General features: G+C 69.7%; 23 protein-coding genes and 1 pseudogene. 14 read left to right on the forward strand and 10 right to left on the reverse strand.

Features of this window, described 5'->3' with window-relative positions; translation table 11 throughout:
* Positions 1-6: 6 nt before the first annotated feature.
* A complete protein-coding gene (locus FBY22_RS15860) occupies positions 7-1,227 on the reverse strand; it encodes an MFS transporter (protein ID WP_160159878.1) in 1,221 nt (406 codons plus the stop codon).
* A 467-nt stretch (positions 1,228-1,694) separates the two neighbouring features.
* Here FBY22_RS15860 and FBY22_RS15865 point away from each other — a divergent pair, with 467 nt between their 5' ends.
* The 6 genes and pseudogenes from FBY22_RS15865 to FBY22_RS45945 form a co-directional block, all read left to right on the forward strand.
* Complete coding sequence (locus FBY22_RS15865) at positions 1,695-1,910, forward strand: MbtH family NRPS accessory protein (RefSeq protein ID WP_142146136.1); 216 nt, start codon at positions 1,695-1,697, stop codon at positions 1,908-1,910.
* An 84-nt stretch (positions 1,911-1,994) separates the two neighbouring features.
* A complete protein-coding gene (locus FBY22_RS15870) occupies positions 1,995-2,252 on the forward strand; it encodes a phosphopantetheine-binding protein (protein WP_142146138.1) in 258 nt (85 codons plus the stop codon).
* 33 nt (positions 2,253-2,285) lie between these two features.
* Positions 2,286-3,242: a chlorinating enzyme gene (locus FBY22_RS15875; protein ID WP_142146140.1), complete on the forward strand. Its 957-nt coding sequence runs from the start codon at positions 2,286-2,288 to the stop codon at positions 3,240-3,242.
* 20 nt (positions 3,243-3,262) lie between these two features.
* Positions 3,263-4,015, forward strand: coding sequence for a thioesterase II family protein (locus tag FBY22_RS15880; RefSeq protein ID WP_142146142.1), 753 nt, complete (start codon positions 3,263-3,265; stop codon positions 4,013-4,015).
* A 64-nt stretch (positions 4,016-4,079) separates the two neighbouring features.
* Positions 4,080-5,414 carry a cation:proton antiporter gene (locus FBY22_RS15885; RefSeq protein ID WP_222127760.1) on the forward strand — a complete coding sequence of 445 codons (1,335 nt, stop codon included), beginning with the start codon at positions 4,080-4,082 and terminating at the stop codon, positions 5,412-5,414.
* Between the two features lie 357 nt (positions 5,415-5,771).
* A pseudogene (locus tag FBY22_RS45945) lies at positions 5,772-5,978 on the forward strand (hypothetical protein); the annotation flags it as partial.
* 166 nt (positions 5,979-6,144) lie between these two features.
* On the opposite strand, the gene FBY22_RS15895 reads toward FBY22_RS45945, so the two are convergent.
* The 6 genes from FBY22_RS15895 to FBY22_RS15920 form a co-directional block, all read right to left on the reverse strand.
* Positions 6,145-7,941: a phosphatidylglycerol lysyltransferase domain-containing protein gene (locus FBY22_RS15895; protein ID WP_142146147.1), complete on the reverse strand. Its 1,797-nt coding sequence runs from the start codon at positions 7,939-7,941 to the stop codon at positions 6,145-6,147.
* A 136-nt stretch (positions 7,942-8,077) separates the two neighbouring features.
* A complete protein-coding gene (locus FBY22_RS15900) occupies positions 8,078-8,341 on the reverse strand; it encodes a hypothetical protein (protein WP_142146149.1) in 264 nt (87 codons plus the stop codon).
* 148 nt (positions 8,342-8,489) lie between these two features.
* Positions 8,490-9,317 (reverse strand): hypothetical protein, encoded by an 828-nt coding sequence (locus FBY22_RS15905; protein ID WP_142146151.1) that lies wholly within the window; start codon positions 9,315-9,317, stop codon positions 8,490-8,492.
* A complete protein-coding gene (locus FBY22_RS15910; protein ID WP_222127761.1) occupies positions 9,314-9,952 on the reverse strand; it encodes a hypothetical protein in 639 nt (212 codons plus the stop codon). Before FBY22_RS15910 ends, FBY22_RS15905 begins: the two co-directional genes overlap by 4 nt.
* Positions 9,949-11,112, reverse strand: a complete 1,164-nt coding sequence (locus FBY22_RS15915) for a tryptophan dimethylallyltransferase family protein (RefSeq protein ID WP_222127762.1) — start codon at positions 11,110-11,112, stop codon at positions 9,949-9,951. The genes FBY22_RS15910 and FBY22_RS15915 overlap by 4 nt, the downstream gene beginning before the upstream one ends.
* Before the next feature lie 452 nt (positions 11,113-11,564).
* Positions 11,565-12,203 (reverse strand): TetR/AcrR family transcriptional regulator, encoded by a 639-nt coding sequence (locus FBY22_RS15920; protein ID WP_174267157.1) that lies wholly within the window; start codon positions 12,201-12,203, stop codon positions 11,565-11,567.
* Between the two features lie 135 nt (positions 12,204-12,338).
* Between FBY22_RS15920 and FBY22_RS15925 the strand changes: the two genes are divergently transcribed.
* The 6 genes from FBY22_RS15925 (at position 12,339) to FBY22_RS15955 (ending at position 20,256) form a co-directional block, all read left to right on the forward strand.
* Positions 12,339-13,484 carry a VOC family protein gene (locus FBY22_RS15925; RefSeq protein WP_142146153.1) on the forward strand — a complete coding sequence of 382 codons (1,146 nt, stop codon included), beginning with the start codon at positions 12,339-12,341 and terminating at the stop codon, positions 13,482-13,484.
* Positions 13,485-13,517: 33 nt separating this feature from the next.
* Complete coding sequence (locus FBY22_RS15930) at positions 13,518-14,534, forward strand: fumarylacetoacetate hydrolase family protein (RefSeq protein WP_142146155.1); 1,017 nt, start codon at positions 13,518-13,520, stop codon at positions 14,532-14,534.
* A 22-nt stretch (positions 14,535-14,556) separates the two neighbouring features.
* Positions 14,557-16,134 (forward strand): bifunctional 3-(3-hydroxy-phenyl)propionate/3-hydroxycinnamic acid hydroxylase, encoded by a 1,578-nt coding sequence (locus tag FBY22_RS15935; protein WP_142146157.1) that lies wholly within the window; start codon positions 14,557-14,559, stop codon positions 16,132-16,134.
* On the forward strand, positions 16,131-18,110 hold the full coding sequence (locus FBY22_RS15940; protein WP_142146159.1) for an acetoacetate--CoA ligase: 1,980 nt from the start codon (positions 16,131-16,133) through the stop codon (positions 18,108-18,110). Before FBY22_RS15935 ends, FBY22_RS15940 begins: the two co-directional genes overlap by 4 nt.
* Positions 18,111-18,155: 45 nt before the next feature.
* Positions 18,156-19,340, forward strand: coding sequence for a cytochrome P450 (locus FBY22_RS15945; protein ID WP_142146161.1), 1,185 nt, complete (start codon positions 18,156-18,158; stop codon positions 19,338-19,340).
* Between the two features lie 343 nt (positions 19,341-19,683).
* Positions 19,684-20,256 (forward strand): dihydrofolate reductase family protein, encoded by a 573-nt coding sequence (locus tag FBY22_RS15955; RefSeq protein ID WP_142146163.1) that lies wholly within the window; start codon positions 19,684-19,686, stop codon positions 20,254-20,256.
* 20 nt (positions 20,257-20,276) lie between these two features.
* On the opposite strand, the gene FBY22_RS15960 is transcribed toward FBY22_RS15955, so the two are convergent.
* Positions 20,277-21,521 carry an MFS transporter gene (locus tag FBY22_RS15960; protein ID WP_142146165.1) on the reverse strand — a complete coding sequence of 415 codons (1,245 nt, stop codon included), beginning with the start codon at positions 21,519-21,521 and terminating at the stop codon, positions 20,277-20,279.
* Positions 21,522-21,621: 100 nt separating this feature from the next.
* On the opposite strand from FBY22_RS15960, the gene FBY22_RS15965 reads away from it, so the two are divergent.
* On the forward strand, positions 21,622-22,707 hold the full coding sequence (locus FBY22_RS15965; RefSeq protein ID WP_142146167.1) for a helix-turn-helix domain-containing protein: 1,086 nt from the start codon (positions 21,622-21,624) through the stop codon (positions 22,705-22,707).
* A gap of 36 nt (positions 22,708-22,743) precedes the next feature.
* On the opposite strand, the gene FBY22_RS15970 is transcribed toward FBY22_RS15965, so the two are convergent.
* Together FBY22_RS15970 and FBY22_RS15975 are read right to left on the reverse strand one after the other, a co-directional pair.
* Positions 22,744-23,673: an endonuclease/exonuclease/phosphatase family protein gene (locus FBY22_RS15970; protein WP_142146169.1), complete on the reverse strand. Its 930-nt coding sequence runs from the start codon at positions 23,671-23,673 to the stop codon at positions 22,744-22,746.
* Positions 23,674-23,724: 51 nt separating this feature from the next.
* A complete protein-coding gene (locus FBY22_RS15975) occupies positions 23,725-24,597 on the reverse strand; it encodes an alpha/beta fold hydrolase (RefSeq protein ID WP_142146171.1) in 873 nt (290 codons plus the stop codon).
* A gap of 86 nt (positions 24,598-24,683) precedes the next feature.
* Here FBY22_RS15975 and FBY22_RS15980 point away from each other — a divergent pair, with 86 nt between their 5' ends.
* The gene (locus FBY22_RS15980) at positions 24,684-25,265 is read left to right on the forward strand and encodes an ABATE domain-containing protein (protein WP_142146173.1); all 582 of its coding nucleotides are present in this window, start codon (positions 24,684-24,686) and stop codon (positions 25,263-25,265) included.
* Positions 25,266-25,273: the final 8 nt, after the last annotated feature.

Consider the following 25,273-nt stretch of genomic DNA (forward strand, 5'->3'; position numbering starts at 1 on the left):
GAGCCCTCACGTTCGAAGCTCGCGGACGTCCCGGTTCAGCAGGGGCAACAGGCAGACGACGATGAAGGCGATGCCGCAGGCGACGCTCACCGACTTCGCCCCGTAATGCGCGGCCAGTGGTCCCATGGCCAGTTGGGAAAGGGGAATCGCCAAGTAGGACAGTAGGTCGTCATAGGCGGCGACCCGCGAGAGAGACTCTTCCGGAACGGCCGACTGAAGGGTGCTCTCCCAGGTGATGGCGGCCACGGTGAACCCGAGGCCGCCGACGAAGGCGGTCACGGCCACGATCCAGGCCTCCCCGGACAAGCCGACCGCCAGCAGTGGAAGGCCCGCGAGGGTTCCCCAGATCCGCCCGTCCCGGAGCGGTCGGCGCAGAACGATTTTCACGGCGACGACGCTCATCACGAGCAGTCCGATCGCTCGCACGGTCTGCACGGTGCCCCAGCCCACAGCGCCGTCCTCGCCGGACACCACCTGCGGCCCCAGAACGTTCCATGGACCGACGTTGAAAGCGTTCACCAGAGCGAACGAGACGGTCATGATGACCACCCAGCGCATCGACCGGAAGACGGCCCAGCCGTCGACAAGGTCGCGCCACAACGGCCGGTCCGCCGCCGGCGGCCGAGACGCCCCGGGGATGCGAGTGAACGCCGCGGCGGCCAGGACGAAGGAGGCGGCATCGGCTGCGAGGGCCCACCCGCCCCCGACCGTGGCCACCAGGACACTGGCGATCATCGGACCGAGGATGCGCACGGCGTTCTGGCTGCTGGCCAGGAGCGCGTTGGCGCGCTGCAGGTCCTTGCGCTCGACCAGTTCGGGGACGATGCCGCGCAACGCGGGCTGTGAGAAGGCGCTGACGGCTCCACTGACGAGGACCAGACAGGAGATCAGGAAGAGGTCGTAGCGGCTCGTGATCAGGATGACGGCCATCACCGCCATGACGGCGGCGGTTGTCAGGTTGGTCACGATGAGCACGGCTCGCCTGCTGACACGGTCCGCGACCGCGCCCCCGAGGAGCAGAAGCACCAGGGTGGGGATCATATTGGCAGCGAGGACGATGCCGAGATCGGTCGCGCTGCCGGACGCCTGGAGCACGGCGAGGGCAAGTGCGACGGTGGTCATGGACGAGCCGGCGAGATCGACGGTGCGGCCTGCGTAGAACCAGCCGAACCGGCCGCCTAAGAGGTGCCTCAACGGCGTGGGGGAGGCATTGGCTGCGTCGGTCACCTCGACACTATCGGACACGGATTCTTCCAACCTGCCGCAATGGTTTGCCAGTTGAGCTGGCAACGTAGCGAAGCCGCTGGTGGTCGGCTTTCGATCAGAACAACCGTCGTCACCAGTGGCTTCGGCTGCCTGTCTACCGATCACATGCCGACGTGTCCAGTTCTGACCCCGCTTCCTCGCGTGCGGGCGCCGGAGGGCGGGCGGCTCGCCTCCGTACAGGACGTGTGTCCTTCGGTGACGGAGGACGTGCGCGGAGGGGAGTCGACGGAAAGGGAAATTGCGCTACGCTGACCGGAGTCGGTCGGTGGAAGTCGGATCCTTATGCAGGAACTCCTTCCCGTTTCCGACGTCAGGTTGCGGCATTTCAGGCCAGAGTGCGTCTTTGAATTCGGCGCCATGACCTTCCGAGCCATTCCTCACTCGCCTCGAACACGGTTCACCCGTCCGAAAGTTGGTGAGACAGCAACATGCAAAACCCGTTCGATGCCGAGGACCAAGCCTTTCACGTGCTCGTCAATGACGAGATGCAGCATGCGCTCTGGCCGACTTTCGCGGAGGTTCCGGATGGCTGGTCCATGGTCCTTGAGTCGGCGGATCGCGAGTCCTGCCTCGAGTATGTGAATGCACATTGGACAGACATGCGGCCGAAGAGTCTGGCCGACGTTGCGCAGCGCCGTCGTTGAGGAGACTTCCGGGCATTGTCGGCAGCGCCGACAGGCGTTGCCCGAGAAGGGGCGACTGAACAACCCGACAGGAGAAGGCAAGAGATGCCCGATGCACGCATCGCACCAGACGCGGCGACGGTTCGACGCCGGACGCTTGAGTGGGTCGCCGAAATCCTGGAAGAGCCCGAGGTCACCGAGGAGGAGAACTTCCTCGACCTGGGCGGTCATTCCATGCTTGCCCTGGTGCTGGGTGAGCGCGCCAAGGACGCCTTCGGCGCCGACTACGACCTCAAGACCCTGTTCGAGGGAACTCTGGCCTCGGCCGCGGACGAGCTGGCTTCTCGCGTCGCCAGAAGCTGACAGTGCCGTGACGCCACAGAAAGGACGGCTTGCATGACGATCAGTCAGGAAACCGACTATCGGCTCAGCGCCGAAGAGCTCGCCAGGTTCGAACGGGACGGGTTCATCGGCCCGATCAAGATATTCGAGCCGGAGGAGATGACGGAGCGTTGGAAGAGCATCCGACGGCAGCTTCCCGACCGTTCCTTGGCCATCTATCCCGACGACGCGCTCAGCAGCGGCACGAACATCTCCAACTACGACCGCCACCTCGATGTCGATCTGCTCTCCGAGCACATCATGAACCGGCGGATCGTCGACCGCGTTGCCTCCATCCTTGGGCCCGATGTGCTCTGCTGGCGTACCGAGTTCTTCCCCAAGTACCCCGGCGACGAGGGCACTGACTGGCACCAGGCGGCCACCTTCGCCAATGCCAGCAAGAAGCCGCAGATCATGTGGCCGGCGGAGGACTCCGAGATCCCGTTCGGCGGCACGATCACCGTGTGGACCGCGTTCACGGACTCCACGAAGGAGAATGGCTGCCTTCAGCTCATGCCGGGCACGCATCGGGAGATGAACTACGACGAGTCCAAGGCCATGGACTACGATCCCGACGCGATCAACTCCCGTGAAAAGGAGGGAGTCAAGCGGGGATTCTTCGGCTACGACTACCGGCAGTTGCAGAAGGACCCGAACTGGAAACCGGATGAGTCCCAGGCCTTTCCCCTGGTGATGAAGCGTGGCGAGTGCGTCATCTTCTGGTCCACTCTCATGCACGCCTCCCTTCCGCACACCGGGAGCAGGAAGGACTACCGCATGGGATTCGCTGCCCGGTACGTACCGACCAAGGTGAAGATATACCCCGACACGGATCAGGTCGCCGAGTACGGCGGCGGTATCACGCTCGACAACTACGGCGCGGTACTCGTCTCCGGCGAGGACACCTACAAGATCAATACGATCGCCACTCACAGTCGTCGGGGTTACGCGTTCACTCCTCGCCGCTGGTGAGCCGGCACCGAGGACATGTCATGAGCCCGGTTCCGCTCGTTCTGCTGCACCATTCCGGCGGGTCCGCCCAGGTCTTCCACCCCCTCGTCGATGCGCTGCCCCAGCAGTTCGTGGCACACGTGCTGGAACTCCCGGGCAGGGGGCGCAGATGGCGCGAGAACTCCGTCGTCTCGGCCCAGAAGGCCGCCGAGGACCTCGCCGTGCAGGTCGCCGAAGCCGGAATCACCGGAAAATTCGCGATCTTCGGGCACAGCATGGGCGCCTATCTGGGTCTGCTGCTTGCCTCGCAGCTCGAAGCCACCTCGGGCGGGGCATACTGCGGCACGCTCTTCGCTTCGGCCGCTGCGGCGCCGTCCGGCGCATCCCCGTTGTTCGTCGGCGATCCGCAAGAAGCCGAGGAACCGGAAATCCTGGACAAAGCAGCAAGGTTCGGTGGACTGCCACCACAGATCCTCGCCCATGAACAGCTGCGAGAACGATCAGTCGCGTTGCTGCGCGCTGATTTCGCGGTGTGCGACGACTTCGTGCGTAAGCACCGCAACACCGTGACCGAGAGCCGGATCGTGGCGTGCCACGGCACCGACGATTTTTTCACCGGAGAGCAACTCGACCGGTGGCGCCTCAGTACGACGTCCGGTAGCGAAGTCGTGCCCTTCCCTGGAAGTCACTTCTACATCACGGACCATGCCGCGGAAGTGGCCGCGACCGTGTCCGCGATCCTGGGAGGCGGTCCGGCACTTCCCGACCGGCGCAGCGGCGTCGCGCACAGGTGATGCAGCTGGTCCCTGACTCTCCTGACTTACGCGGAAGCGAGAAGGCATGGCTGACGCACCACCCATGGAAGCGATCGTCCTGGCGGACATCGCGACCGTCCTGCTCGCGGGAGCCGTGATGGTGAAACTCGGCAAACGCCTGCGTCAGCCCCCCGTAGTCGCCGAGATCACCGTCGGTCTCATGCTCGGGCCCAGCCTCCTTGGCCTGCTGCCCGGAGACATTCCACATCACCTGTTTCCGGCTGGGGCGATGCCCATGCTGTCGGTCATCTCCCAGGTCGGCTTGGTGCTGTTCATGTTTCTCGCCGGCCTGGAGCTCGATGTGGCCGCGCTGCGCGGCCATGGAAGATCGGTAAGCACCATCGCCGTCCTGTCGATGGCAGTGCCGTTCGCCCTCGGTGTCGCGACAGCGGCGCTGCTGTACAGCCGGTACGCACCCCACGGCGGGAGCCTCGCAGTCTTCGTTCTCTACATGGGAACGGCTTTCTCCATCACAGCCTTTCCCGTGCTGGCCCGCATCATCCGGGAGGGCGGCCTTTCGCGGACCCGGATCGGCATCCTTGCCATGGCTTGCGCCGCCGTGTGTGACGTCCTGGCCTGGTGCCTGCTGGCCGTGGTCGTGGCGGTCGCGCAGTCCGACGGGATCGCCCAGTCCGTATCGGTCATCGCCTGGGCCGCCGCGTACGGCCTGGTCATGTTCCGAATAGTGCAGCCGCTGCTGCGTCGGCTGGTCGCCTCCCTCACACGGCACGGAGACCACGGCATGCTGATGATCACGGTCGTGTCCGGAACTTTCCTCTCCTCTTTGGCGTCCGCATGGATCGGCATCCATGCGATCTTCGGTGCCTTCGTGTTCGGAATGGTCATGCCTCGGGAGGCCCTGTCGGGGCTCCTCGGACAGGTCGCCGCCTCCGTGGAGAAGATCTCCGGCCTTTTCCTGCCGGTCTTCTTCATCGTGACGGGACTCTCGGTCGACATCGGCGCACTCGGCTGGGCGGGGGTGCCGGCGCTGCTGCTGGTCGTCGTGACCGCCGTGGTCGGCAAGTTCGCGGGAGCTGCGTTTCCGGCTCGGTTCCTGGGCATGAGCTGGCGCGAGGCGGGTGCTTTCGGCGCGCTGATGAACACGCGGGGGCTGACCGAGATCGTCATCCTGGACATAGGCCGTGAACTCGGGCTCATCAGCGACCGGATGTTCACGCTGATGGTCCTCATGGCTCTTCTCACCACCATCGCGGCCAGCCCTGTGCTGCGCGCACTGCGCATGTGGTACCCCGAATCCGTTCCGCCAGTGGCGGGCAGCGTCCTGCCGTCGTCCTCCCGGAAGAGGCCGCAGCACGCCAGCGAGGGCGGCATCGCGAGTCGTTCGGCAGAGCACACCGTGGACGGGCCCAATCCCTGAGAAGCCGGGTGCGGCGGCAAGCCATGTGCTGCGGGGCAACCTTCCGGGCATGAGGGGGCCGCGACGCCGTCGCCCCGGTCCACGCGGGCGTACACGGCGATCGACGCGCCGCAGCAGCTCAATGTGGACTCGTCGCCGCAGTCGACCGGCGTGAACTGGCTGCTCTGGGACGACGGGGCGCAGGTCCCGGTCCCCTGCGGCAGGACGCGACGTCATCCGCTCTCGACGAGCCTGATACTGCCCGCGGCGCTCGGACCAGTTGCACCGGTTCATGCGGAAGGGCGCCACCGGCATCGCCGTGGTCACCAGCGGCGTCAAGGGCGGTCCGTGGGCTGCACCGTCACCGCGTTCACCTCGGTGTCGCTCCAGTCGGCCCTGCTCCTGGTCTGCCTGGCCGACGGCAGCCGCACCCTCGCGACGCTACGCGCGAGGGGTGTGTCCGCGGTCAACGTGCGGCCCTTGCCGGTCACTTCGCCACCGTGCCGGGCGACCGGTTCGCCGCCGTCCCCCACCACCCCGTCGACCGCGCGCCTGTTGGACGCGGCGCTGGCCACGGCCGTGTGCCGGGTGAAGCGCGCCTGGCCCTTGGCCGACCACGCGCTGGTGCTCGGCCGGCCCAGCCACTACGGCGCTCTCCGCAAGGTGCCGGCCCTGATCCGCTTCGACGGAGCCGACGGCCGCTCTGCGCCTGAACGCCCGGTTCGTCATAGTCGGTTGGGCCGACCCATGGTCAGTTCTTGCCGGGAAGGGTCAGGAACCCCTCCGCGCGGGCGCTCGCCAGTCCGATGCGGGGAATGTCGCTGCTTCTCGCGAAGAGCAGGTAGCGCGGCTCCCATATCGGGCGGTACTTGGCGTTCGCGCGGTACAGGGACTCGATCTGCCACCAGCGGGAGAAGAACGTCAGCGTGGCGTGCCACAGACGCAGGACCGGGCCGGCGCCGAGTCGGGAGCCGCGTTCGAAGACCGAGCGGAACATCGCGAAGTTCAGGGAGACGCGGCGGATGTCCAGTTCGGCGGCGCGCAGCAGGAGTTCGACGACCATGAACTCCATCAGCCCGTTCTCGCAGGCACGATCGCGGCGCATCAGGTCCAGGGACAGACCGTGCTCGCCCCAGGGCACGAAGCTCAGCAGAGCCCGGGGGACGTCCTCGGCGTCGCGGCACTCCAGCATCACGCAACGCCCGTCGGACGGGTCGCCGAGGCGGCCGAGGGCCATGGAGAAGCCGCGTTCGGTGGCGCCGTCGCGCCAGTGGTCGGCGCGGTCGATGAGCAGCGCCATCTCGTCGGCCGGAATGTCCTCGTGGCGGCGGATGCGGACCGTGTAACCGGCCCGGCGAACCCGGTTGTGGGCCTGCCGTACGACGCGCATCGCGCGGCCTTCGAGGGTGAAGTCGGCGATGTCGACGATCGCCTCGTCGCCGAGTTCCAGGGCGTCCAGGCCGTGGCGGGCGTAGATGGTGCCCGCCTCCTCGCTCGCGCCCATCACCGCGGGCGTCCAGGCGTGCTGGCGCGCCTCGGTCAGCCAGGCGTCGATCGCTCCGGGCCAGGCCTCCGGGTCGCCGATCGGGTCGCCGGAGGCCAGGCTGACGCCGCCCACGACGCGGTAGGTCACCGCCGCCTTGCCGGTCGGGGAGAAGATCGCCGCCTTGTCGCGGCGCAGTGCGAAGTAGCCGAGCGAGTCACGGGCGCCGTGCTTGTCCAGCAGTGCGTGCAGCCGTTCCTCGTCCTCGGGGCTGAGCAGGCGCCGGCCGCGCGGGGAACGGAAGAGGGCGTACAGGACCAGGCAGAAGGCCGCCGCGAGGAGGATGTTGATGATGATGTCGGTCCAGCGGGGGGCGTGGACCGCGGAGACGCGGTCGGCGAGCGGTCCGACGCTGACCCCCCGCAGGAGGGTGTAGCCGAGCTCGTCGGCGAGGGTGGCGCCGGGGATCGTGTTCGTCGCGTGCACGAGGAGGGTGCCCAGGCCGCCGGTGACCACCAGGCCGCCCACGCCGACGGCCAGTGCCAGCTTCGGGTTGGACGGGTCGCCCACCGCGTGGAACTCGCGGCGGCTGATCAGCAGTGCGACGACGAACAGGCCGGTGAGGGCGGCGGAGAGCCAGTTGAAGGCGTGGGCACGGTACTCGTGCTGGGTGAGCGCGAGGACGTACAACACGAACAGGGGAGCGGACAGGGCGAGGTTGACCACCCAGGCGGCCCGCTTGCGGCGGCGCATCACCAGCACGAAGAAGATCGCCAGAGCCGCGGAGATCAGACCGGCCGTGGCCAGGTACGGCGTGAAGAACTGGCCGGAGTGGTGAGCGTGCTGCCGGTGCAGGTGCAGGGTGATACGGCCGTTGTTGTGCTCGTAGACCTCTTGCCGGAACGGGAGCGACATCACCGCCACTATGTTCAGTACGGCGATCACCCGCAGGTACCAGACGGTGGCGTCGGCGGCCCGTCGGCGCAGGCGGCTCGGCTGCGTGCCGGGGGTGCGCTGCGCGGCGGCCGGGCGTGGGGGTATCAGGGCGGACTGTTGTGATGCCATGGTGAGCGACTACCTTGAAGGCGGCTGAGGGGACGGCGATGGGGGAGTTGACCCTACACTCTGTAGGATATCGGCGCAGGTAAGGATGGGGTTCGGCCCGAGTGCGGGAAACGGTGTGAATCCGGGGAGCGTGAAGTTACCGCTGTGCCCGCTCCACCCGCCAGCGCGCCGCCAGTATCCACGCCAGATTGCCGATCGCGGTTCCCGCCACCACCGCCGCGACTATCACCCCGGCCGTGGCCAGCCCGTCGCTGAACAGATGCGGGCGCCGGTCGAGGCTGTGCAGGCCGAAGCCGGACAGCTCGTACACGCCTTCCATCGTGATCAGCAGGCTCACGAGCAGCACCGCCACGGTGGGTGCGACGCTGCGGCGGGCCTCCTGCATGTCCGTGCTCTGCATGAGTACCCCCGAGGAGTTGACGATCCGACGCGGCCGATGGGGGCCCTACAATACGTAGGGCTCGGCACGTCAGGTCGCCACGGGGTCCGTCAAGCGTGGGTGACCAACGCCGTTGCGGTCACTGCCACCAGGCCGGAACCGGTCCGGTTCACCGGTCCAGAAGTCGTGTTCGCCAGTGGATGAGGCCCTGGGACAGATCGCTGGTGCCGGGAGGAAGCCTGAGCAGGGTGGTGTCGATGTAGTGGAGGTAGAGCGGAACGAGGTCGGCGTGGAGGAGTGCGGTGAGGTGCTCCGCCGGGTCCGGCTGTCCGTGGCGGGCGCGCGTCGCGGCCCGGACGAGGTCCTCGGCCACCGGTGCGGGGTGCGCGAGGTGGTGGCGGATGGCGTCGTCGGTGGATCCGCAGTCCGCGGTCGCGGCGGTGTAGAGGAACCTGAGGGGGAGCAGGACCGCCTTGGTGAACCGTCTGATGTCGCTCGCCAGGCGTTCGGGGTGGTGGAACTCGGCCAGGACGGGGTCCGGCGCGAGCACCTGCAGCGCGAACCGGACGCTGTCGGTCACCAGCGTGTCGGCGCCCGGTGGTTGGACGGCCTGCCGTACGTCCTCGCCCAAGAGGAGTTTGCCGCTGTCCTTGAGGTCGAGCCGGTCGACGGCCGGGAATCTGCCGTCGTCGTGGTCCGTGCTCAGGGCGGGCAGGGAACTCCAGAACACTGACAGCCGTTGGTGGGAGCTGTCGCGCTCCTGGAGTTCGAGGGTCACACGGCGGATGGTCGCGTCGTCCTCGTGGTGACGGCCCGTCAGAATCAGCGCGAGGTCGATGTCACTGACTGCGGGTGCGAAGCCGCCGTGCGCGAGGCTGCCCAGGGCGTAGGCCGCGACGAGGCGGTCGTTGAAGGTCCGCTGGAACTGCCTCGCGCTGTCTTCCGCGATCCTCGTGGCCGAGTCGGCGTCGAGTCCTTGCCGGGGGAGCGTGCTCATGCCGGTACGACGGTGTCGCGGCGGGCGAGTTCGGCGATCCGGTCGGAGACCATGGTGATGATCTGCCAGGCGTGGTCGAGGAGTTCGGTGACCTCGCCGAGCTGCCAATCCTGGCGCTCGGCGAGCAGACGGTAGCCCATCTCGATGTGTTCCTCGTCCGCTTCGTCGTGCAGGGCGAAGTAGGCGTTGCCGGGGAATGCCAGGGAGCCGGCGTTGCTGAAGGTGAGGCTGCCCGCCTCCAGCACGAGGTGGGCCAGGACGACACGGTGCAGTCCGGGCAGCGTGCGGAACTGGTCGACGAACCAGGCGGCTCCGGCTTCGACGACGGGGTCCCAACCGGCGGTCCGCCCGCTGCGGTGGCTGTCCGCCAGGATGTCGTTGTGGCCGACCTCCTCCTGCTGGTGCTCCAGGGCGAGTTCCTTCAGTTGGGGGTCGGTCTCGAACGCGGCTCGCACACTGATCATCCGCTGGAACGCGTCCGACCACGGCGCCACGTGCGCCAGTACGGCGTCCTTGGTGGCGGCCGGTGTCGTGGGGTCCTCCAGCAGGACGATCAGGTTGCTGGAGCGGTACGCGCGGACGTGCTCCTCGTTCCTGTCGGCGACTTCCCGGAGGGGCGCGGGCATGGTGGTCATAGGGAGTCGTCCTCCTGGAGGGTGCGCGGGGATGGCTGTGGCGGCGGGCCGGGCTCGGCGGTGTGTGGGGGGTAGAGCGGAAACCTGAAGTAGACGGATACGTCGCCCTCGTGGCCCAGTGAGCGGTAGCTGACCAGCTCCTGCAGCCCCCGGCTCTGGTTCAGGGGGCGCGGCGCCAGGGCGTGCAGGAGGGCGTGGTGACGTCGTGGGTCGAGGCCCTCGTGCGCCATCAACGCGCCGATCCTGTCCGCGGCTTCCTCATCTGACGCGGTGAACGTGGACACCCGGAAGTAGGTGGTCGACTCGTCGGCGCGGAGGGCGTCCGGTCGGTAGGCGAGGCAGGTCAGCGGGGCCGCTCCGGCGGCTTCGGGCGCCGTACCGAGCAGAGTGCGGAAGGCCGAGCGGGCCCTGTCCGGCTCGTGGGCCCGGGCGAGGGAGGCCATCTGCTCCAGGACGGTGACGCTGCCGGTGTGGTTGCGGTAGTAGACCTTGGCCCTGGCCCGCGCGCCTGCGTCCAGGTCAAGGGCGAAGAACTCCAACTCCCGCTCGATTCCGTCCGCCCGTGCCGCTCGCGCCACCTGTGCGGAGGTATCGGCCCACGCGGTGCCCATGGCGAGACGCGCCATCGCCTCGCCGACCAGGGCGTGACGCTCCGTCAAGTCCACCGCGTACAGCCCGAAATAGACCTTGAAGGCAGGAGGACGGCCGGGCTTCCAGGCCAGGGAGTGCCACACCGGGACGGGCGCTGTCGCCTGGCCGGCGCCCGGCGCGAACATGTCGGCCACTTTCCCGTAGCGGTCGAGGCAGACCATCGGCTCCCCGGCCAACCCATCCGTCAGCGCCGCCGCAGCGTCTCGATTCGAGGCCGCGGTGATGGGTCGGGAGCTGCCGAGCGCCTCGAACAGGATGCGCAACTCCGGCCGCCCCCGTGACCACTTCACCGACATCTCCGCGGGAAAGCCGTCGTCCGCGACATACGAGGGGAACGGCGACGCCTGCCCGACGGGCAGGTCGGCCCACGGCCGCAGAAGATCCCCGACCTGTTCCGTCACAGGCCCGCTGAGGGACTGCGGCAGGTCGAGCCCCTCACACATCTCGCTCCAGCGCTCGCGCAGGAACCCGCCGATGGAACGCCCCTCGCCCGAGAAGATGCTGTCCATTCACCCGTCCCCTCTCCGAGCGTGGCCGGGGGATGCCGCGGGCGGCACCGGCGTCCCACGGAACAAGCACACGCGAACTGTTTCACCGCCGGTGTCGACAGCCCTCGCCGCACCCGACGCGATCACCACTCTCCAGCCGCCCAAGCACCCGAACCATCCTTTCGACGAGCTTCGAAAGGGTGACTCCGGGCGGGGAGCGACAGGGCTCCGCGGGCCACTGCTCGGAGCTGAAGCGGTGGCCCTGGTCGTCGCGCAGCAGGGCTCTGAGGCTGTCGATGCGGCGTCCCACCGACGATCGGCGAAGTCCGACGACCTGCTGGGCGCGCTTGACGGGCGGCTGCGAAGGCTTAACGTGCCGGCCGGCTCGACGCGACGTCCGGCCGCCGGGCACGTCGGCTTCCCGCCCGGTCACCGCCCGACCGGCCGCGTGGCTCACCGAGTGAGGCCGCCGCTCAGGCAGGCTCGTCGGGAAGCGGACGCCGTGCGACCTCGTGGGCGTCGTCCGCCGGTACGCCCAGCATGAGCAGGACCATCTCGGCCAGGTTCGCCGCGGCCTCGTCGCCGTCCAGGTCGGGGCGGGCGAAGCGGAGCTCGACCAGGGACAGCAGCGTTCCGCCGAGTGCGGAGAGGGCGACCGCCGGGTCCACGGCGGTGAAGCGGCCGGAGGCCATGCCGACCTCGAGATCACGCACCGCCCTGCGGGCCAGACCGTTGTCGGAGTGGATGTAACCGAGGCCGCGACGGCGCAGGACCTGCATCAGTTCCGGGTGGGTGTCGGCCATGCGGGCGCTGAGGCGGAAGCCCGCCGCGACGAGCTCCGCCGGATCGTCGAGCCCCGCGAGGCGTTCGTCGAAGCTCTGGCCGAACTCCTCGAGCGCATCGATCACCGCCGCTTCGAACAGCTCGGTCTTCGACTCGAAGTGGTTGTAGAAGGAGCCGAAGCCGACGTCGGCGCGCTCGGCGATCGCCTGGATGCTGACGCCGGTGTCCCCGGTCTCGGCGAGGATCTGCCGGGCGGCGCCGATGAGCGCCCGACGGGTTTCGGCGCGGCGCCGCTCGAAGCGGTTGCTGGGCGGGGCTGACGTAGGCATACGGCGAGTCTAGCCGCGTGGGCGATGACGGTCACATCTCTGATGAATTCATCAGTGGTCTCGGCTCACCCCTTGACGACGGAACTGTCAAAGTTGATGATTTCCTCATTACGGCGATGTTGCTCGGAGGGCACCATGTCTGAAACCCGCGTCCACGGGCCCGATGCCAGGACGGCCCATCAGGACCTGCACAGCGAAGACGGTGCGCTGCGCGGGGAGCACCCCGGCCGGTCCCGAAATCCGGTGATCAAGGTCGCCGACCTGGCCTGGCTGGAGTTCGAGAAGCCCGACCTGGACCGCGCCGAGGTCTTCGCCCGCGATTTCGGCTTCGGTGTGGCCGCCCGCACGGAGCGGGAGCTGTGGCTGCGCGGGACCTTCGCGGGCTCGCCCTGCGTGGTGATCCGGCGCGGGCGTACGTCCCGCTTCATCGGCCCGGCGTTCCGCGCCGCGGAGCGGGCCGACCTGGACCGCCTGGCCCGGGCCACCGGGGTCGACGTACGCGAGGCGGACGTACCCGGCGGCGGTCGGGCGGTCGACCTGCTCGATCCCTCGGGCTTCCCGGTGCGCGTGGTGCACTGCGGCGAGCAGCTGCCGGCGCTTCCCGAACAGCACCCGCTGCCGCTCAACTTCGGCACCGGTCCCCGCCGTACGAACGCCACGCAGCGCCCGCCCCGCGAGCCGTCGCGCATCCAGCGCCTGGGCCATGTGGTGCTGGAGACACGGGTGTTCGGCCGGGCTCTGGACTGGTACCTGGACACCCTGGGCATGATCGTCTCCGACTTCCTGTTCATGGACGGGCAGCGCGACCGGGGCCCGACCATGGCGTTCATCCGCTGCGACCTCGGCAGCGTGCCGGCCGACCACCACACGCTGGCGATGCATCTGGGACCCGGCACCGGCTACGTCCACTCCGCCTACCAGGTCACCGACCTCGACTCGATCGCCGCCGGTGGCGAGTACCTCAAGGAGCGCGGCTACCAGCGCAGTTGGGGCATCGGCCGGCACATCCAGGGCAGCCAGCTGTTCGACTACTGGCGCGACCCGGACCGCTTCATGCTGGAGCACTTCGCCGACGGCGACCTGTTCTCCAGCGAGCTCGAACCCGGCTGGGCGCCCATGTCGACGAGCGGCCTGGCCCAGTGGGGCCCGCCCGCCACCCGCGACTTCCTGGGCGCGAACCCCTCCCCGCAGCGGATCCGCGACGTCATCGAGGCCCTGCGCGGCGACAACGAGATGGACCCCGCGCGTCTGCTGGGCCTTCTCAAGGCCACCAGGTCCTGACCACCGACCCCTCCCCCTCACAAAGGCACCGACATGAGCACCAACGTCCTGCGCACCGCCGACGGCTGGTGGGTGATCCTCCCCCGAGCCCTCGACTCCGCCCGATCAGAGGGGACTCCCATCGACCGGGCCGTCCCCGTCCACACCAAGGCGGTCACCACCGCCGAGCTCATCGCCGACCGCGACGCCGTACGAGAAGCGGCGCTCGCCGGCGACCCGGGCACGCCCGTCGCCGACCTGGTCGCCCTCTCGCCGGTCACCGCCCCTTGCCGGGTGGTCGCCCAGATGGTCAACTACCGCAGCCACGCCCGCGATTCGGGCTTTACCGGCGACATCCCGCCCGCCTTCTTCCGCAAGGCGTCCGGCTCGGTCAGCGGACCCGGCGACCCCGTCGTACGGCCCTCCCACGTGAGGTTCCTCGACTACGAGATCGAACTCGGCCTCGTCATGGGCGCGCCCCTTCCCATCGGCGCCGTGATCGAGGAGCGGGACCTGCCGTCGTACGTCGCCGGACTGGTGATCACCAACGACGTCAGCGCCCGCGACGTCCAGCTGACCAAGACCCAGTTCTACGAGAGCAAGTCGTACCCGACCTTCACGCCGACCGGCCCGTACCTCGCCCTGCTGGAGCCGGAGGACTTCACCCGTCTCCTCGACCTGCGGCTGCGGTTGTCCGTCAACGGTGAGCTGCGCCAGGACCGCACCCTGGCCGACATGATCGTCCGTCCGGCGCAGGCCCTGACCCTGCTGGCCCGCTTCCAGAGCCTCGACCCCGGCGACCTGCTGATGACGGGCACACCCGGCGGCACTGCGCTGAAGGCTCCGCCGAAGCCGGTCGAGAAGATCGGCGCCCTCCTGCCGCCCGCGGTGAAGTGGAAGGCGTTCTTCAAGTCGCAGGCGAAGAACCCGCATTACCTCCGTTCCGGTGACGTGATCACGGCGACGATCGCGACCCCGGACGGCCGGATCGACCTCGGCGAGCAGCGAACCCCCGTCACGAACGCCCGGATCGACCCCGGCGAGCAGCGAACCCCCGTCACGAACGCCTGATCAGACCCGAAGTGAGCCGCACATGACCGTCGAAGGCAACGGGCCAGGCGCCCCCGTCGTGATCATCGGCGCCGGGCCGGTGGGCGTGATGGCAGCCCTCCTGCTCGCCCGGCGCGGAGTCCGTACCGTCGTCCTGGAACGCCACCAGGACGTCTACCCCCTGCCCCGTGCCGTCGCCACCGACGACGAGGTCCGCAGGATCCTCCAGGCCGCCGGCGTGGAGGAGGAGTTCGCCACGATCACCCGCCCGTCCAACGGACTGCGGCTGCTCGACGCCCGCCACCGGGTGAGGGCCGAGATCCGTCGCACCGGGCACGGCCATCACGGCTACCCACAGACCAGCATGTTCGACCAGCCCGAACTCGAAAGACTGCTGCGCGACGCCCTCACCCGGCACGCCGAATGCGAACTGCGCGGTGGTGTGGAGGTCACCGGCGTCGGACCGGACACCGCGGCTCCCGTGCGCGTGACCTACCGTGACGACGACGGCGAACACCAGCTGTGGGCCGAGGCCGTCCTCGGCTGCGACGGTGCGAACAGCCTCACCCGGGACGCCATCGGCGCCGCCTGGGAGGACCTGCGCTTCGAGGAACGCTGGAACGTCATCGACGTGCGGACGAAAGCCGACGTCCGCTGCTGGGAAGGCGTCGACCAGGTCTGCGACCCACAGCGTCCTGCGACCTTCATGCGCGTCCGGGAGGACCGCTACCGCTGGGAGTTCCGGCTCGGAGACGGCGACGAACCGCTCCGCGAACTCATCGCCCCATGGCTTCCGACCTCTTACGACGGCGACTTCGAGGTCGTTCGCGAGACGCAGTACACCTTCCGGGCCCGCACGGCCGACCGGTGGCGCAGCGGCCGCGTCTTCCTCCTCGGTGACGCCGCCCACCTCACCCCTCCGTTCATCGGACAGGGCCTGTGCGCGGGGCTGCGGGACGCCCACAATCTCACCTGGAAGCTCGCCCGTGTTCTGCAACACGGCGCGGACGAGCGGCTGTTGGACACGTACGAGAGCGAACGCAAGCCACACGCCAGGCACATCATCCGGCTCGCGGTCGCCATGGGCTGGGCCATGACCGGCGGACAGGACGGCGCGGCCGCCCTGCGCCGCGGACTCCTCGCGGCGGCCTGCCGCATACCCGGCCTGACCGCGATGGCCGGCCGCGATCTCAGCCCGCCCCTGACCGCCGGGCCCCTCGTCCGACGCGGCCTGCGCAGAGGCCTGGCGGGCACCCACTGCCCGCAACCGTGGGTCACCGCCGATGGGCGGCGCACGCGCCTCGACGACGTGCTCGGCGACTCCTTCGCCGTGCTCACCGCCGCCGAACCATGGCCCTCGCTCGAGGCCCTCGCCCACGGTCTCGGCATCCGCCCGATCCCCGTCGGCGACCTCGGCGACGACGGCACACTCGCCGCCTGGCTGCGCGCCGGCCGGGCGGAGGCCGTCCTGTTGCGTCCCGACCGCGTCGTCATGGACGTCGTGCCGGCCGGCGGCCGGGACTTCACGGGCACCGCCGCCTGGGCGTCCGTCCTGCACACCACGCCCCGCCTGCTGCCACCCGAGCCGACCGCACACCCGCTGAGGAGCGCCACACGATGACCGTGCCTTTCGCGACACCGGATCCGCAGACCGTCGCCCACAGCAACCTGGCGGACTTCGCCCGCCACGCCGGTATGGACGGCGCCGACTACGCGACCCTGCACCGCTGGTCGGTCACCGATCCGGCCGGCTTCTGGGGCGCGGTGTGGGAGTACTTCGACATCGACGCGGACACCCCGTACGAGCAGGTGCTCGCCGAGGAGACCATGCCGGGGGCCCGCTGGTTCACCGGCGCGACCCTCAACTACGCCCACCACGCCCTGCGCCACCTCGCCGACGACGCCGTGGCGGTCATCGCCCTCGACGAGACCGGCTCCTGCTACGAGGTGACCGCCGGCCGCCTGCGCTCCCAGGTCGCCTCCGTCGCCGCGACCCTGCGCGACCTGGGCGTCGGCAAGGGCGACCGGGTCGTCGGTTACCTGCCCAACACCCCGCACGCGATCGTCGCGTTCCTCGCCGCCGCGAGCCTGGGCGCGGTGTGGTCGGTGTGCGGACAGGACTACGCCCCCCAAGCCGCCGCCGACCGCTTCGCCCAGCTCGAGCCCACGGTCCTGATCGCCGCCGACGGCTATCCGTTCAACGGCACCACCCACGACCGCCGTGACGCGGCCCGTGAACTCGCCCTGGCCCTACCGACGTTGAAGGCGACGCTGCTGGTGGACCACATGGGCCTGCCGTGGCCGGCACAGCCGTACCCGTCGCTGGTGGTCCCGTGGGAGGACGCGGCGACCCGTACCGAACAACTCGTCTGTACGCCGGTGGAGTTCGACCACCCGCTGTGGGTGGTCTTCTCCTCCGGCACCACCGGTCTGCCCAAGGGCATCGTCCACGGCCACGGCGGAGTCCTGCTGGAGCACCTGAAGACTCTCGGTCTGCACTCCGACCTCGGCCCCGACCACCGTCTGCTGTGGTACACCACCACCCACTGGATGATGTGGAACCTGGTCGCCTCGACGCTGCTGACGGGCGCCGCGACGTGCACGTACGACGGCAGCCCCGCGCCCCTTGCCGAGCCCGACATGCTGTGGAGGCTGGCCGCACGCCACCGGGTGACCGTCTTCGGCACCAGTCCCCAATACCTGCTGGGCATGGCCAAGTTCGGCATCGACCCCGCGGTCCACGACCTGTCGTCGATCCGCGTGGTCGGCTGCACCGGCTCCGCTCTGCCCGCCTCCGCCTACCCCTGGGTCCGCGACCACGTCGGCGAACACGTGCTGCTGGCGTCCATCAGCGGTGGCACGGACGTCGTCTCCGGCTTCGCGGGCAGCGCGCCCAACACCCCGGTGTGGGAGGGGGAGTTGTCCGCACCCCACCTCGGCGTGGCGCTGGCCGCGTACGACACCGAGGGCCGGCCGGTGGTGGACCAGGTCGGTGAACTGGTCGTCACCCGTCCGATGCCGTCGATGCCGCTGTACTTCTGGAACGACCCCGACGGCACCCGCTACCACGACGCCTATTTCTCCTCCTACCCCGGCGTGTGGCGACACGGCGACTGGATCACCCTCACGTCGCACGGCTCGGTCATCGTCCACGGCCGTTCCGACTCCACGCTGAACCGCAACGGCGTACGACTGGGCAGCGCCGACATCCACGACGTCGTCGAACGCCTTCCGGAGGTCACGGAAGCGCTGGTCATCGGCGCGGAGGAACCCGATGGCGGCTACTGGATGCCCTTGTTCGTCGTCCCGGCCGCGGGGGTGGTCCTGGACGACGCCCTCAGGGAGAAGATCAGGGAAGCGATCCGGAGCGGAGCCTCACCCCGACACGTTCCCGACGAGATCCTCGAAGTGCCCGGCATCCCGCACACCCGTACCGGCAAGAAACTCGAAGTCCCCGTCAAACGCCTCCTCCAGGGCGCCCCTGCCGAGCAGGTCGTCAACCGCGGGGCCGTCGACGCGCCCGACCTCATCGACCACTACGCCCGGCTGGGCGCCGAGCGCCGGGAGCGGCCGGGCGCTCACGACCCCCGCCGCTGAGTCCCACAGTCCCCTCCGCCTCCCGGCTGCCAGGAAGGCTCTGTCATGCCCGCGCGTACGAAGGTTCCCGTCTACCGGCCCTACCTGTACTCGGCGTCGGCCATCCGCGACACCTACACGCACTACGCCGCGCTGCGCGAACTCGGTCCCGTGGTCCGGCTGCACAAGCACAAGGTCTACGCCCTTCCGCGGTACGCCGAGTGCAAGCAGGTCCTGCTGGACGAGGCGACCTTCGTCTCCTCGGACGGCGTCGCCCTGAACCCCGTCGCCAACCGGGCGGGGCAGGGCACCACCCTCTTCAGCGACGGTGAGGACCACACCCGCCGCCGCTCCCTGCTCGCCCGCCGCCTCGCCCCCAGGGCGCTGCGCGCGCTGCAGGACATGGTCGACCTGCGGGCCGCCGCCACGGTCGAAGCCGCCGTCGCCCGTCGGAGGGTCGACGGTGTGGAGATCGCCGCGGCCCTGCCGATGTCCGTCGTACCCGACCTGGTCGGCTGGCCACCCGAGGGCCGCGAGCACCTGCTGCGCTGGGCCGGCGCCGCCTTCAACGCCCTGGGCCCGCTCAACCGCCGCGCGATGTGCACCCTTCCCGCGTCCCTCGGCATGCTGCGCTACGCACGCGGCGTCGTCCGCACCGGGTCCGTGCTGGACGGCAGCCTGGGCCACGACCTGCTGGCGGCATCCGAAGGCGGCCGGATCATGCCGGCCGAGTGCGCCACGATGATGATCGACTATCTGGCGCCCTCCCTGGACACCACCATCAGTGCCATCTCCAGCGCGCTGCACCTGTTCGCCACCCACCCCGAGCAGTGGCGACTGCTGAGGGAGAACCCGGACCTCGCCCGCAAAGCGGTCAACGAGGTCGTCCGCCACGCGTCCCCGATCCGGGCCTTCTCCCGCGTCGCCGCCCGCGACACGGTCATCGCGGGCACCGCTCTCCCCAAGGGCTCCCGGGTCCTGGTCCTGTACGGCTCCGCCAACCGCGACCCCCTGGAGTGGGAGAATCCGGACACCTTCGACATCCGCCGCGACGCCGCCCGCCAACTCGGCTTCGGACGAGGCACGCACGGGTGCGTCGGCCAGGGCCTGGCCCGCTTGGAGACCACCGCCGTCCTCCGCGCCCTGGCCGCACGGGTCGATCGCATCGAGGTGGCCGGTCCACCCGAGTGGGCCCTGAACAACGTCATCCACCGCTTCGAACGCCTGCCGCTCGAACTCGTTCCGGCCTGACCCGCCTGCCGGCCCTTCGATGCCCCTCAGCGTCGCGTGCGAGCGGATGACGGCTCGACGAGGCGATCGTCGTAAAGCCGAGTACCCGCCTGCTTGATGAGCCTGAGCACGGGGGAGACCTCCTTGCTTTCCAGCCCGCCCAGGGATCCGATGCGATCGGAGGTGAACTTGTCCCTGGACCGCTTCGGCAAGGCCGTGCCTTGGTGAAACACGCCCGGGCTGCCGATGAGTTTCTCCGGGATCGACGGTCATAGAGGATGGTTGGTGCGCGCAACCGCGACCGTGACGGAAGAGCGCACCGGCCGACCCGTTGACAACCGACACGAGACACCGAGGAACTCTGATGCGAACCCTGATCAGCACTGCTTTCATCTCGCTCGACGGCGTCGTGGAGGCCCCGGGCGGCGAGCCCGGTTACCGCAACGCCGGTTGGACCTTCAAGGACGTCGAGTTCCTCCCCGAGGCGTTCGAGATCAAGGGGCGGGAGCAGAAGGAAGCCACCGCGATGCTGCTGGGCCGCACCAGCTACCAGGCGTTCAGCCCGGTGTGGCCGGACATGGAGGACTTCGCCGACTACAAGGCGATGCCGAAGTACGTCGTCTCCACCACCCTCACCGAGGGCGACCTGGTGTCGAACTGGGGCAGCACGACGATCCTGCGCTCGCTCGACGACGTCGCCGCGCTGAAGGAGACCGAGGGCGGCCCCATCATCGTCCACGGCAGCGCCTCCCTCAACCAGGCCCTGTCCGACGCCGGCCTGATCGACCGCTACCACCTGCTCGTCTTCCCGCTCCTTCTCGGGGCGGGCAAGCGTCTGTTCAGCACCACGGACAAGGACACCCAGAAGCTCAAGCTCGTCGAGCACGAGGCCTATGCCAACGGCCTGCAGAAGAACGTCTTCGACGTCGTCCGCTGACAAGACGATCCCCCGTCGTCTTACCGGTTGCTCTGAACGGCACTTGAAGTGACCGTGCCCCGTGACGGCGACGATTTTTCGGTGCCGATGGCGAACGACGACAGGAGGGTGGCAGTCGTGAGGCTGCCCCAGAGGGCGACCGGGCCGAGCGGCGCGAGAGCGGTGATGATCGCCGGGGAGACGGCGAGGCCAAAGCCGGTGGAGAGTTGGAAGCGTGCGAGGGCGCGGCCCAGGACAGGGGCCGGCGCCAGAGCGGTGACGAGCGCGGTGGCGCTGCCGGCGTAGAGGATCTCGCCGATCGTGCACACCACGGACACGGCGGCCACCGCTGGTGCGGCCCAGCCGTGACCGAGTGGGGTGACCGCGAGGAAGCCCAGGTAGGACGCGGCCAGGACCAGGCCGGAGAGCGCCAGGACGGTGCGCCGCGAGAAGCGGGACATGACGACGGTGACGGGCACCTGCAGGGTGACGACCAGCACCGTGTTGGCGACGAAGACGGCTGCCGACCACACCGGGGAGGCATGCAACTGCGTCACCAGGACCAGCGGGAGGGCGATCTCTGGGACGTTGAGGCAGAAGACGTAGATCACGTTCGCGGCGAGGAGTGCGGACATACGGGGTGCGGGCTCGTCGTCCCGGTCCGTGGCCGGGGTGGCCCGCGCCGGACGGGCGTGTACATGGACCGACCACGCCAGGGCGGCTGCGGCGAGGTAGGCGAGGCCCGTGACGGCGGCCAGGCCGCGCAGTGCGCCCGTCCCGCCCGCCAGGCAGACGATGGCCAGAAGGGCTCCGACGCCCAGGCCGGCGTTGCGCAGGGCGCGGGCTCCCGCGAGCGCGGTGTCGCGTTCGCGGCCGTGGGCCACCGTCGCCACGAGCGCGGCGTGGGCGGCGGGCCATGCCTGGTTGCCGATACCGAGGAAGAGCGCCGCCGCCGCGAACGGCCAGGCATGCCCGGCCGGGGCGGCCAGCAACAGCACAACGCCCAGTACACGCACCAGCATTGACGCCGCCACGACCGTGCTGCGCGCGCCGTGGTCCAGCCAGCGGCCCACCGCGGGCATGCAGACCAGACCCGCGACGATGCCCACGGTCATGGCGGTGCCGGTGACCGGCGCGGACAGCCTGAGCACTGTCACGCCGTAGAGCAGCAGAAAGGGCCGCAGGAGGCCGGTGCCGAGCGCGTCCACGGCCAGGGCGACGACGTAACGGGGGCCTCCGGAGGCGTGGACGAGGGCGCGAGGCCGGACTCGGGTGAGGGTTGCCATGGCGCAGACGGTGCGTCCGGCCGTCGAGTTGCGGCACGTGGGTTGACGTACATCGTCAATCGGCGCTGTCGCCGGACGTCCGGGCGGTGATGATGAGGGGATGACGCTGAGGATCGACATCAGCGGTCTGCCGTCCGAGCGCGTGCGGTTCGCTGCCTCCCCGCTGGCCGAGCTGACCGCGATGCTGCACGTGCTGGCCGAACCGGGCCACCATCCGCAGTTCGCCGGCTGGGCCGCGGACGTCTGGGCCGGTCTGCGTCCCGAGCTGGCCGAGCGGCTGCGGGAGGCCGAGTTCCTCTGGTGTTCCTCGCAGGCCGACTTCCTGATCCCGGGACGGCCTCGGCCGACGCTGGCCGAGGAGCTGGACGACGTGGACCGGATCGACGACGAGACGTACGTGACCGCCGCGCTCGTCACCACCTGCGGCAGCAACCGCGTCCACTTTCCCGGCAGGTCACCGCTCACCGACGCGACCGCGCGCGAGCGGGCCCTGGACGTGGCCCAGGCCCGCGGCGCTCTTCAGGAGGCCTTCGCGGAACGGCTGCTCGCCGATCCGGCCTCCATACGGGCACGGGTGCGCCGCACCCTCGAAGAATGCGCCGAGGCGTTCTTCGACGCCGCCTGGGCGGACGTGGCGGTGCGGCTCGCGACCGATCTGCGCCTGAAGAACGAGCTGCTCAGGCGGCAGGGCCTCGGCGTGGCACTCGCGTCGGTCTCCGGTGCGGTCGGCCTGGCGCCGGACGGTGACTGCATCGTCGTGGACAAGGTGCAGGACAAGGCGACCGCGGCGCACGGCGCAGGGGTCACTTTCATCCCGAGTGTCTTCGGCCGCCCGCACCTGGTGGCCGTTCACGCGCCCGGGTGGCATCCGGTGGTGCAGTACCCCGTGGCCGAGCCGGTTCCGGCGGAGCCCGTGTCTTTGGAGACGGTCACCCTCCGGCTGGAGGCGCTCGCCCATCCGGTACGGCTGCGGTTGCTGCGCACGCTGGCCCGTGGCCCGCACTCCACCGCAGAGCTGGCCCACTTCTGGGAACTCTCGCCCCCGGAGGTGTCCCGCCACCTGGCCGTCCTGCGCCGCGCGGGCCTTCTGACTGCTCGGCGGCAGGGCCGGTACGTCCGCTACACCCTCAACCTGTCCGACGTGACGTCGCTGGGCGCCGACCTGCTGGCGGCCGTACTGCGCTGAGCGGGCCTGCCGCGCACGGCACCGTGCACGAGGGCATCACCAGGGCAGGTCGACGACGACGGGCCGGTGGTCCGACACCGGCATACGCGGAGCACTCGCGGCGAGCGGCGCGCACCGGCATGCGCCGGAGACGAGGACATGGTCGAACTGGACCACGGGGCGGTGCGAGGGATACGTCCGGACCCGGGCCGGCTCCCGCCAGCCACCCAGCCCCGTCGGCCGAACGGACCGCTCGTGCGGGCACGACCCGGCGCACAGTGCCGCACCTCGACCGGCCTTGGGGGCGAGGATCTCGGCGGTACCGAGCACGACCCTGGGGATCGGGCCGATCAGGTTGAGGTCACCCAGCAGGACGTGCGGCCGAGGCAGGTCGGCGATCCACTCTCGTACGGCGAGCAGTTGCCTGATGTTCCATCCGGGGACGAACGAGAGATGCACCGCCACCACCGTCAACAGCCCACGCTCCGCCGCCATTACGGCGGCCAGGGCAGCGCGCGGCTGGTCGCGGACCACGGTGAGTCCGGGCCTCCCGGGCACCCGCAGCGGCAGCGCCGAGGGGGCCGGCGCGAACCGTCTCGCCCGCCATTCCCGAACCGGCAGCCTGGACAGCAGCGCGATGCCGTGCGACGGCACCTCATCTTGGGCCGGCGCATCGTGCGGACCGTGGACCCGTAGCTCCGGCGCGGACGGGTCGAGCAGCCACCCCTTGCCCGGCACGGCCCGGCCGTGGACCGCCGACGCGTACCGCCATTCCGGTGCGTCCGCTGCTTCGGCGGCGACGTGCGCCTGGTCCATGTGCCCCGACCGCTTCTGGAAGCGGTCGAGCTCCTGCAGCGCCAGGACGTCGGCGTCCAGCGCCGCGACGGCGTCAGCCAGTGGAAGCCCGGCCTGCGCGGGCGGGACGGAAACGGGCCGGCCGTCCTGAAGTGTCCGGCCGTGCAGCACGTTGAAGGTCGCGAACCGCATCGAAGAGCACGGTACGTGGCGTACGGCACGGCCGCACACCCGTGGGGGCACTCACTTCCAGGCGCGGTCGAGGAAGTCGGCCATCAGTGGCGCGATGTCCGGCAGGTGCGTTTCGAGGGCGAAGTGGCCGGTGTCGAAGAGGTGGAGTTCGGCGTCGGGGAGGTCGCGGAGGTAGGCGTGGGCGCCGGGTTCGATGAAGAAGGGGTCGCCGGTGCCCCAGAGGACGAGCGTGGGCGGGGTGTGCCGACGAAGCCACGCCTGCCAGCGACCGTAGCGCTCGACGTTGGTGTGGTAGTCGAAGATCAGTGACCGCTGGGCGTCCTTGCGGCCCGGCAGGTCGAGGAAGTGCTGGTCGAGGGTCCAGCCGTCCGGGGCGATGAGGTCCGGGTCGGCGACACCGGTCTCGTACTGGCCGCGGGTGCCGGCCAGGGTGAGTACGTCGCCGATGGTGTCCTGGGCTCCGGGCGTGTGGGGAGTCAGCTCGACGAGGCCGCGCGCGATGTCCGAGAGACCTTCCTCGTAGGCGTTGGCGTTCTGCACGACCAGGCCCGCGATCCATTCGGGGTGGCGCTCGGCGATGCGGAAGCCGACGGGGGCGCCGAAGTCGAAGACGTACATCACGAACCGGTCGAGGCCGAGGCTCTGGACGAAGCCTTCGGTGATGTCGGCGAGCCGGTCGAAGGTGTATGCGAAGCCGTCCGGAGTCCGGGTGAGGCCGAAGCCGGGATAGTCCGGGGCGATCAGCCGGTAGTGCGAGCCGAGGGTGTCGATGAGACGCCGGAACTGGTGGGAGGCGGAGGGGAATCCGTGCAGGAGAAGGAGGACGGGTGCGTCGGCCCGGTCGGGGACCGATTCCCGGTAGAAGACGGGGACGTCCTCGATCTCCACGTGGCGGTGGACCGTACGAGCGATGACACCAAGCATGTCTAATCCTTTATTCGCCCTGTTATGCATTAGGTTGTAATCGAGAGCGATCTAATGTGTCAAGGGCTCGGTGTAGCATTAGTCACATGAGTGATCTCGTGCCGCTGACCGGAGAGCCGCTGGCGCTGGACCTGGTCAACACCCGCCCGTCCACGGGCGACCTGCTGGTCTCCCCGGACGGCCTGCGGGAGTGGTGGACGTTGCAGGCCGCCCGCCTCCCGGACGAGGTGCCGCAGAAGATCGACGCGGAAGACCTGGCCGCCGTGCGGGCCGTACGAGAGCACACGGCCCGCGCCCTGGACCACGTCCGCAGGGGCGACGAGCCCCCGGCCGCCGACCTGCGGGCACTCAATGGCGCCCAGCGCGCCGCGCCGGCCATCAGCGAACTGGGCTGGACCGGCTCGGCCGTGACAGTCGTCCGTCGGCGGGAGGGCTCCCCGGGTCTGCGGCTCGCTGCCTGGCTCGCGGAAGCCGCCGCCGACCTGCTCGTCGACCCCGCGGTGGCGACGATCCGTGAATGCGAGGCGGACGACTGCGTGATGCTGTTCCTGCCCACCCATCCACGCCGCCGCTGGTGCTCGGCCGCCCGCTGCGGCAACCGTATGCGCGTCGCGCGGCACTATCAGCGCCACAAGGCGGGAGATCCGCAGCGCCCCGACGGCCGGTAGCCGGCTCA

Origin of the sequence: Streptomyces sp. SLBN-31, from assembly GCF_006715395.1 — a bacterium.
Taxonomy (GTDB): Bacteria; Actinomycetota; Actinomycetes; order Streptomycetales; family Streptomycetaceae; genus Streptomyces.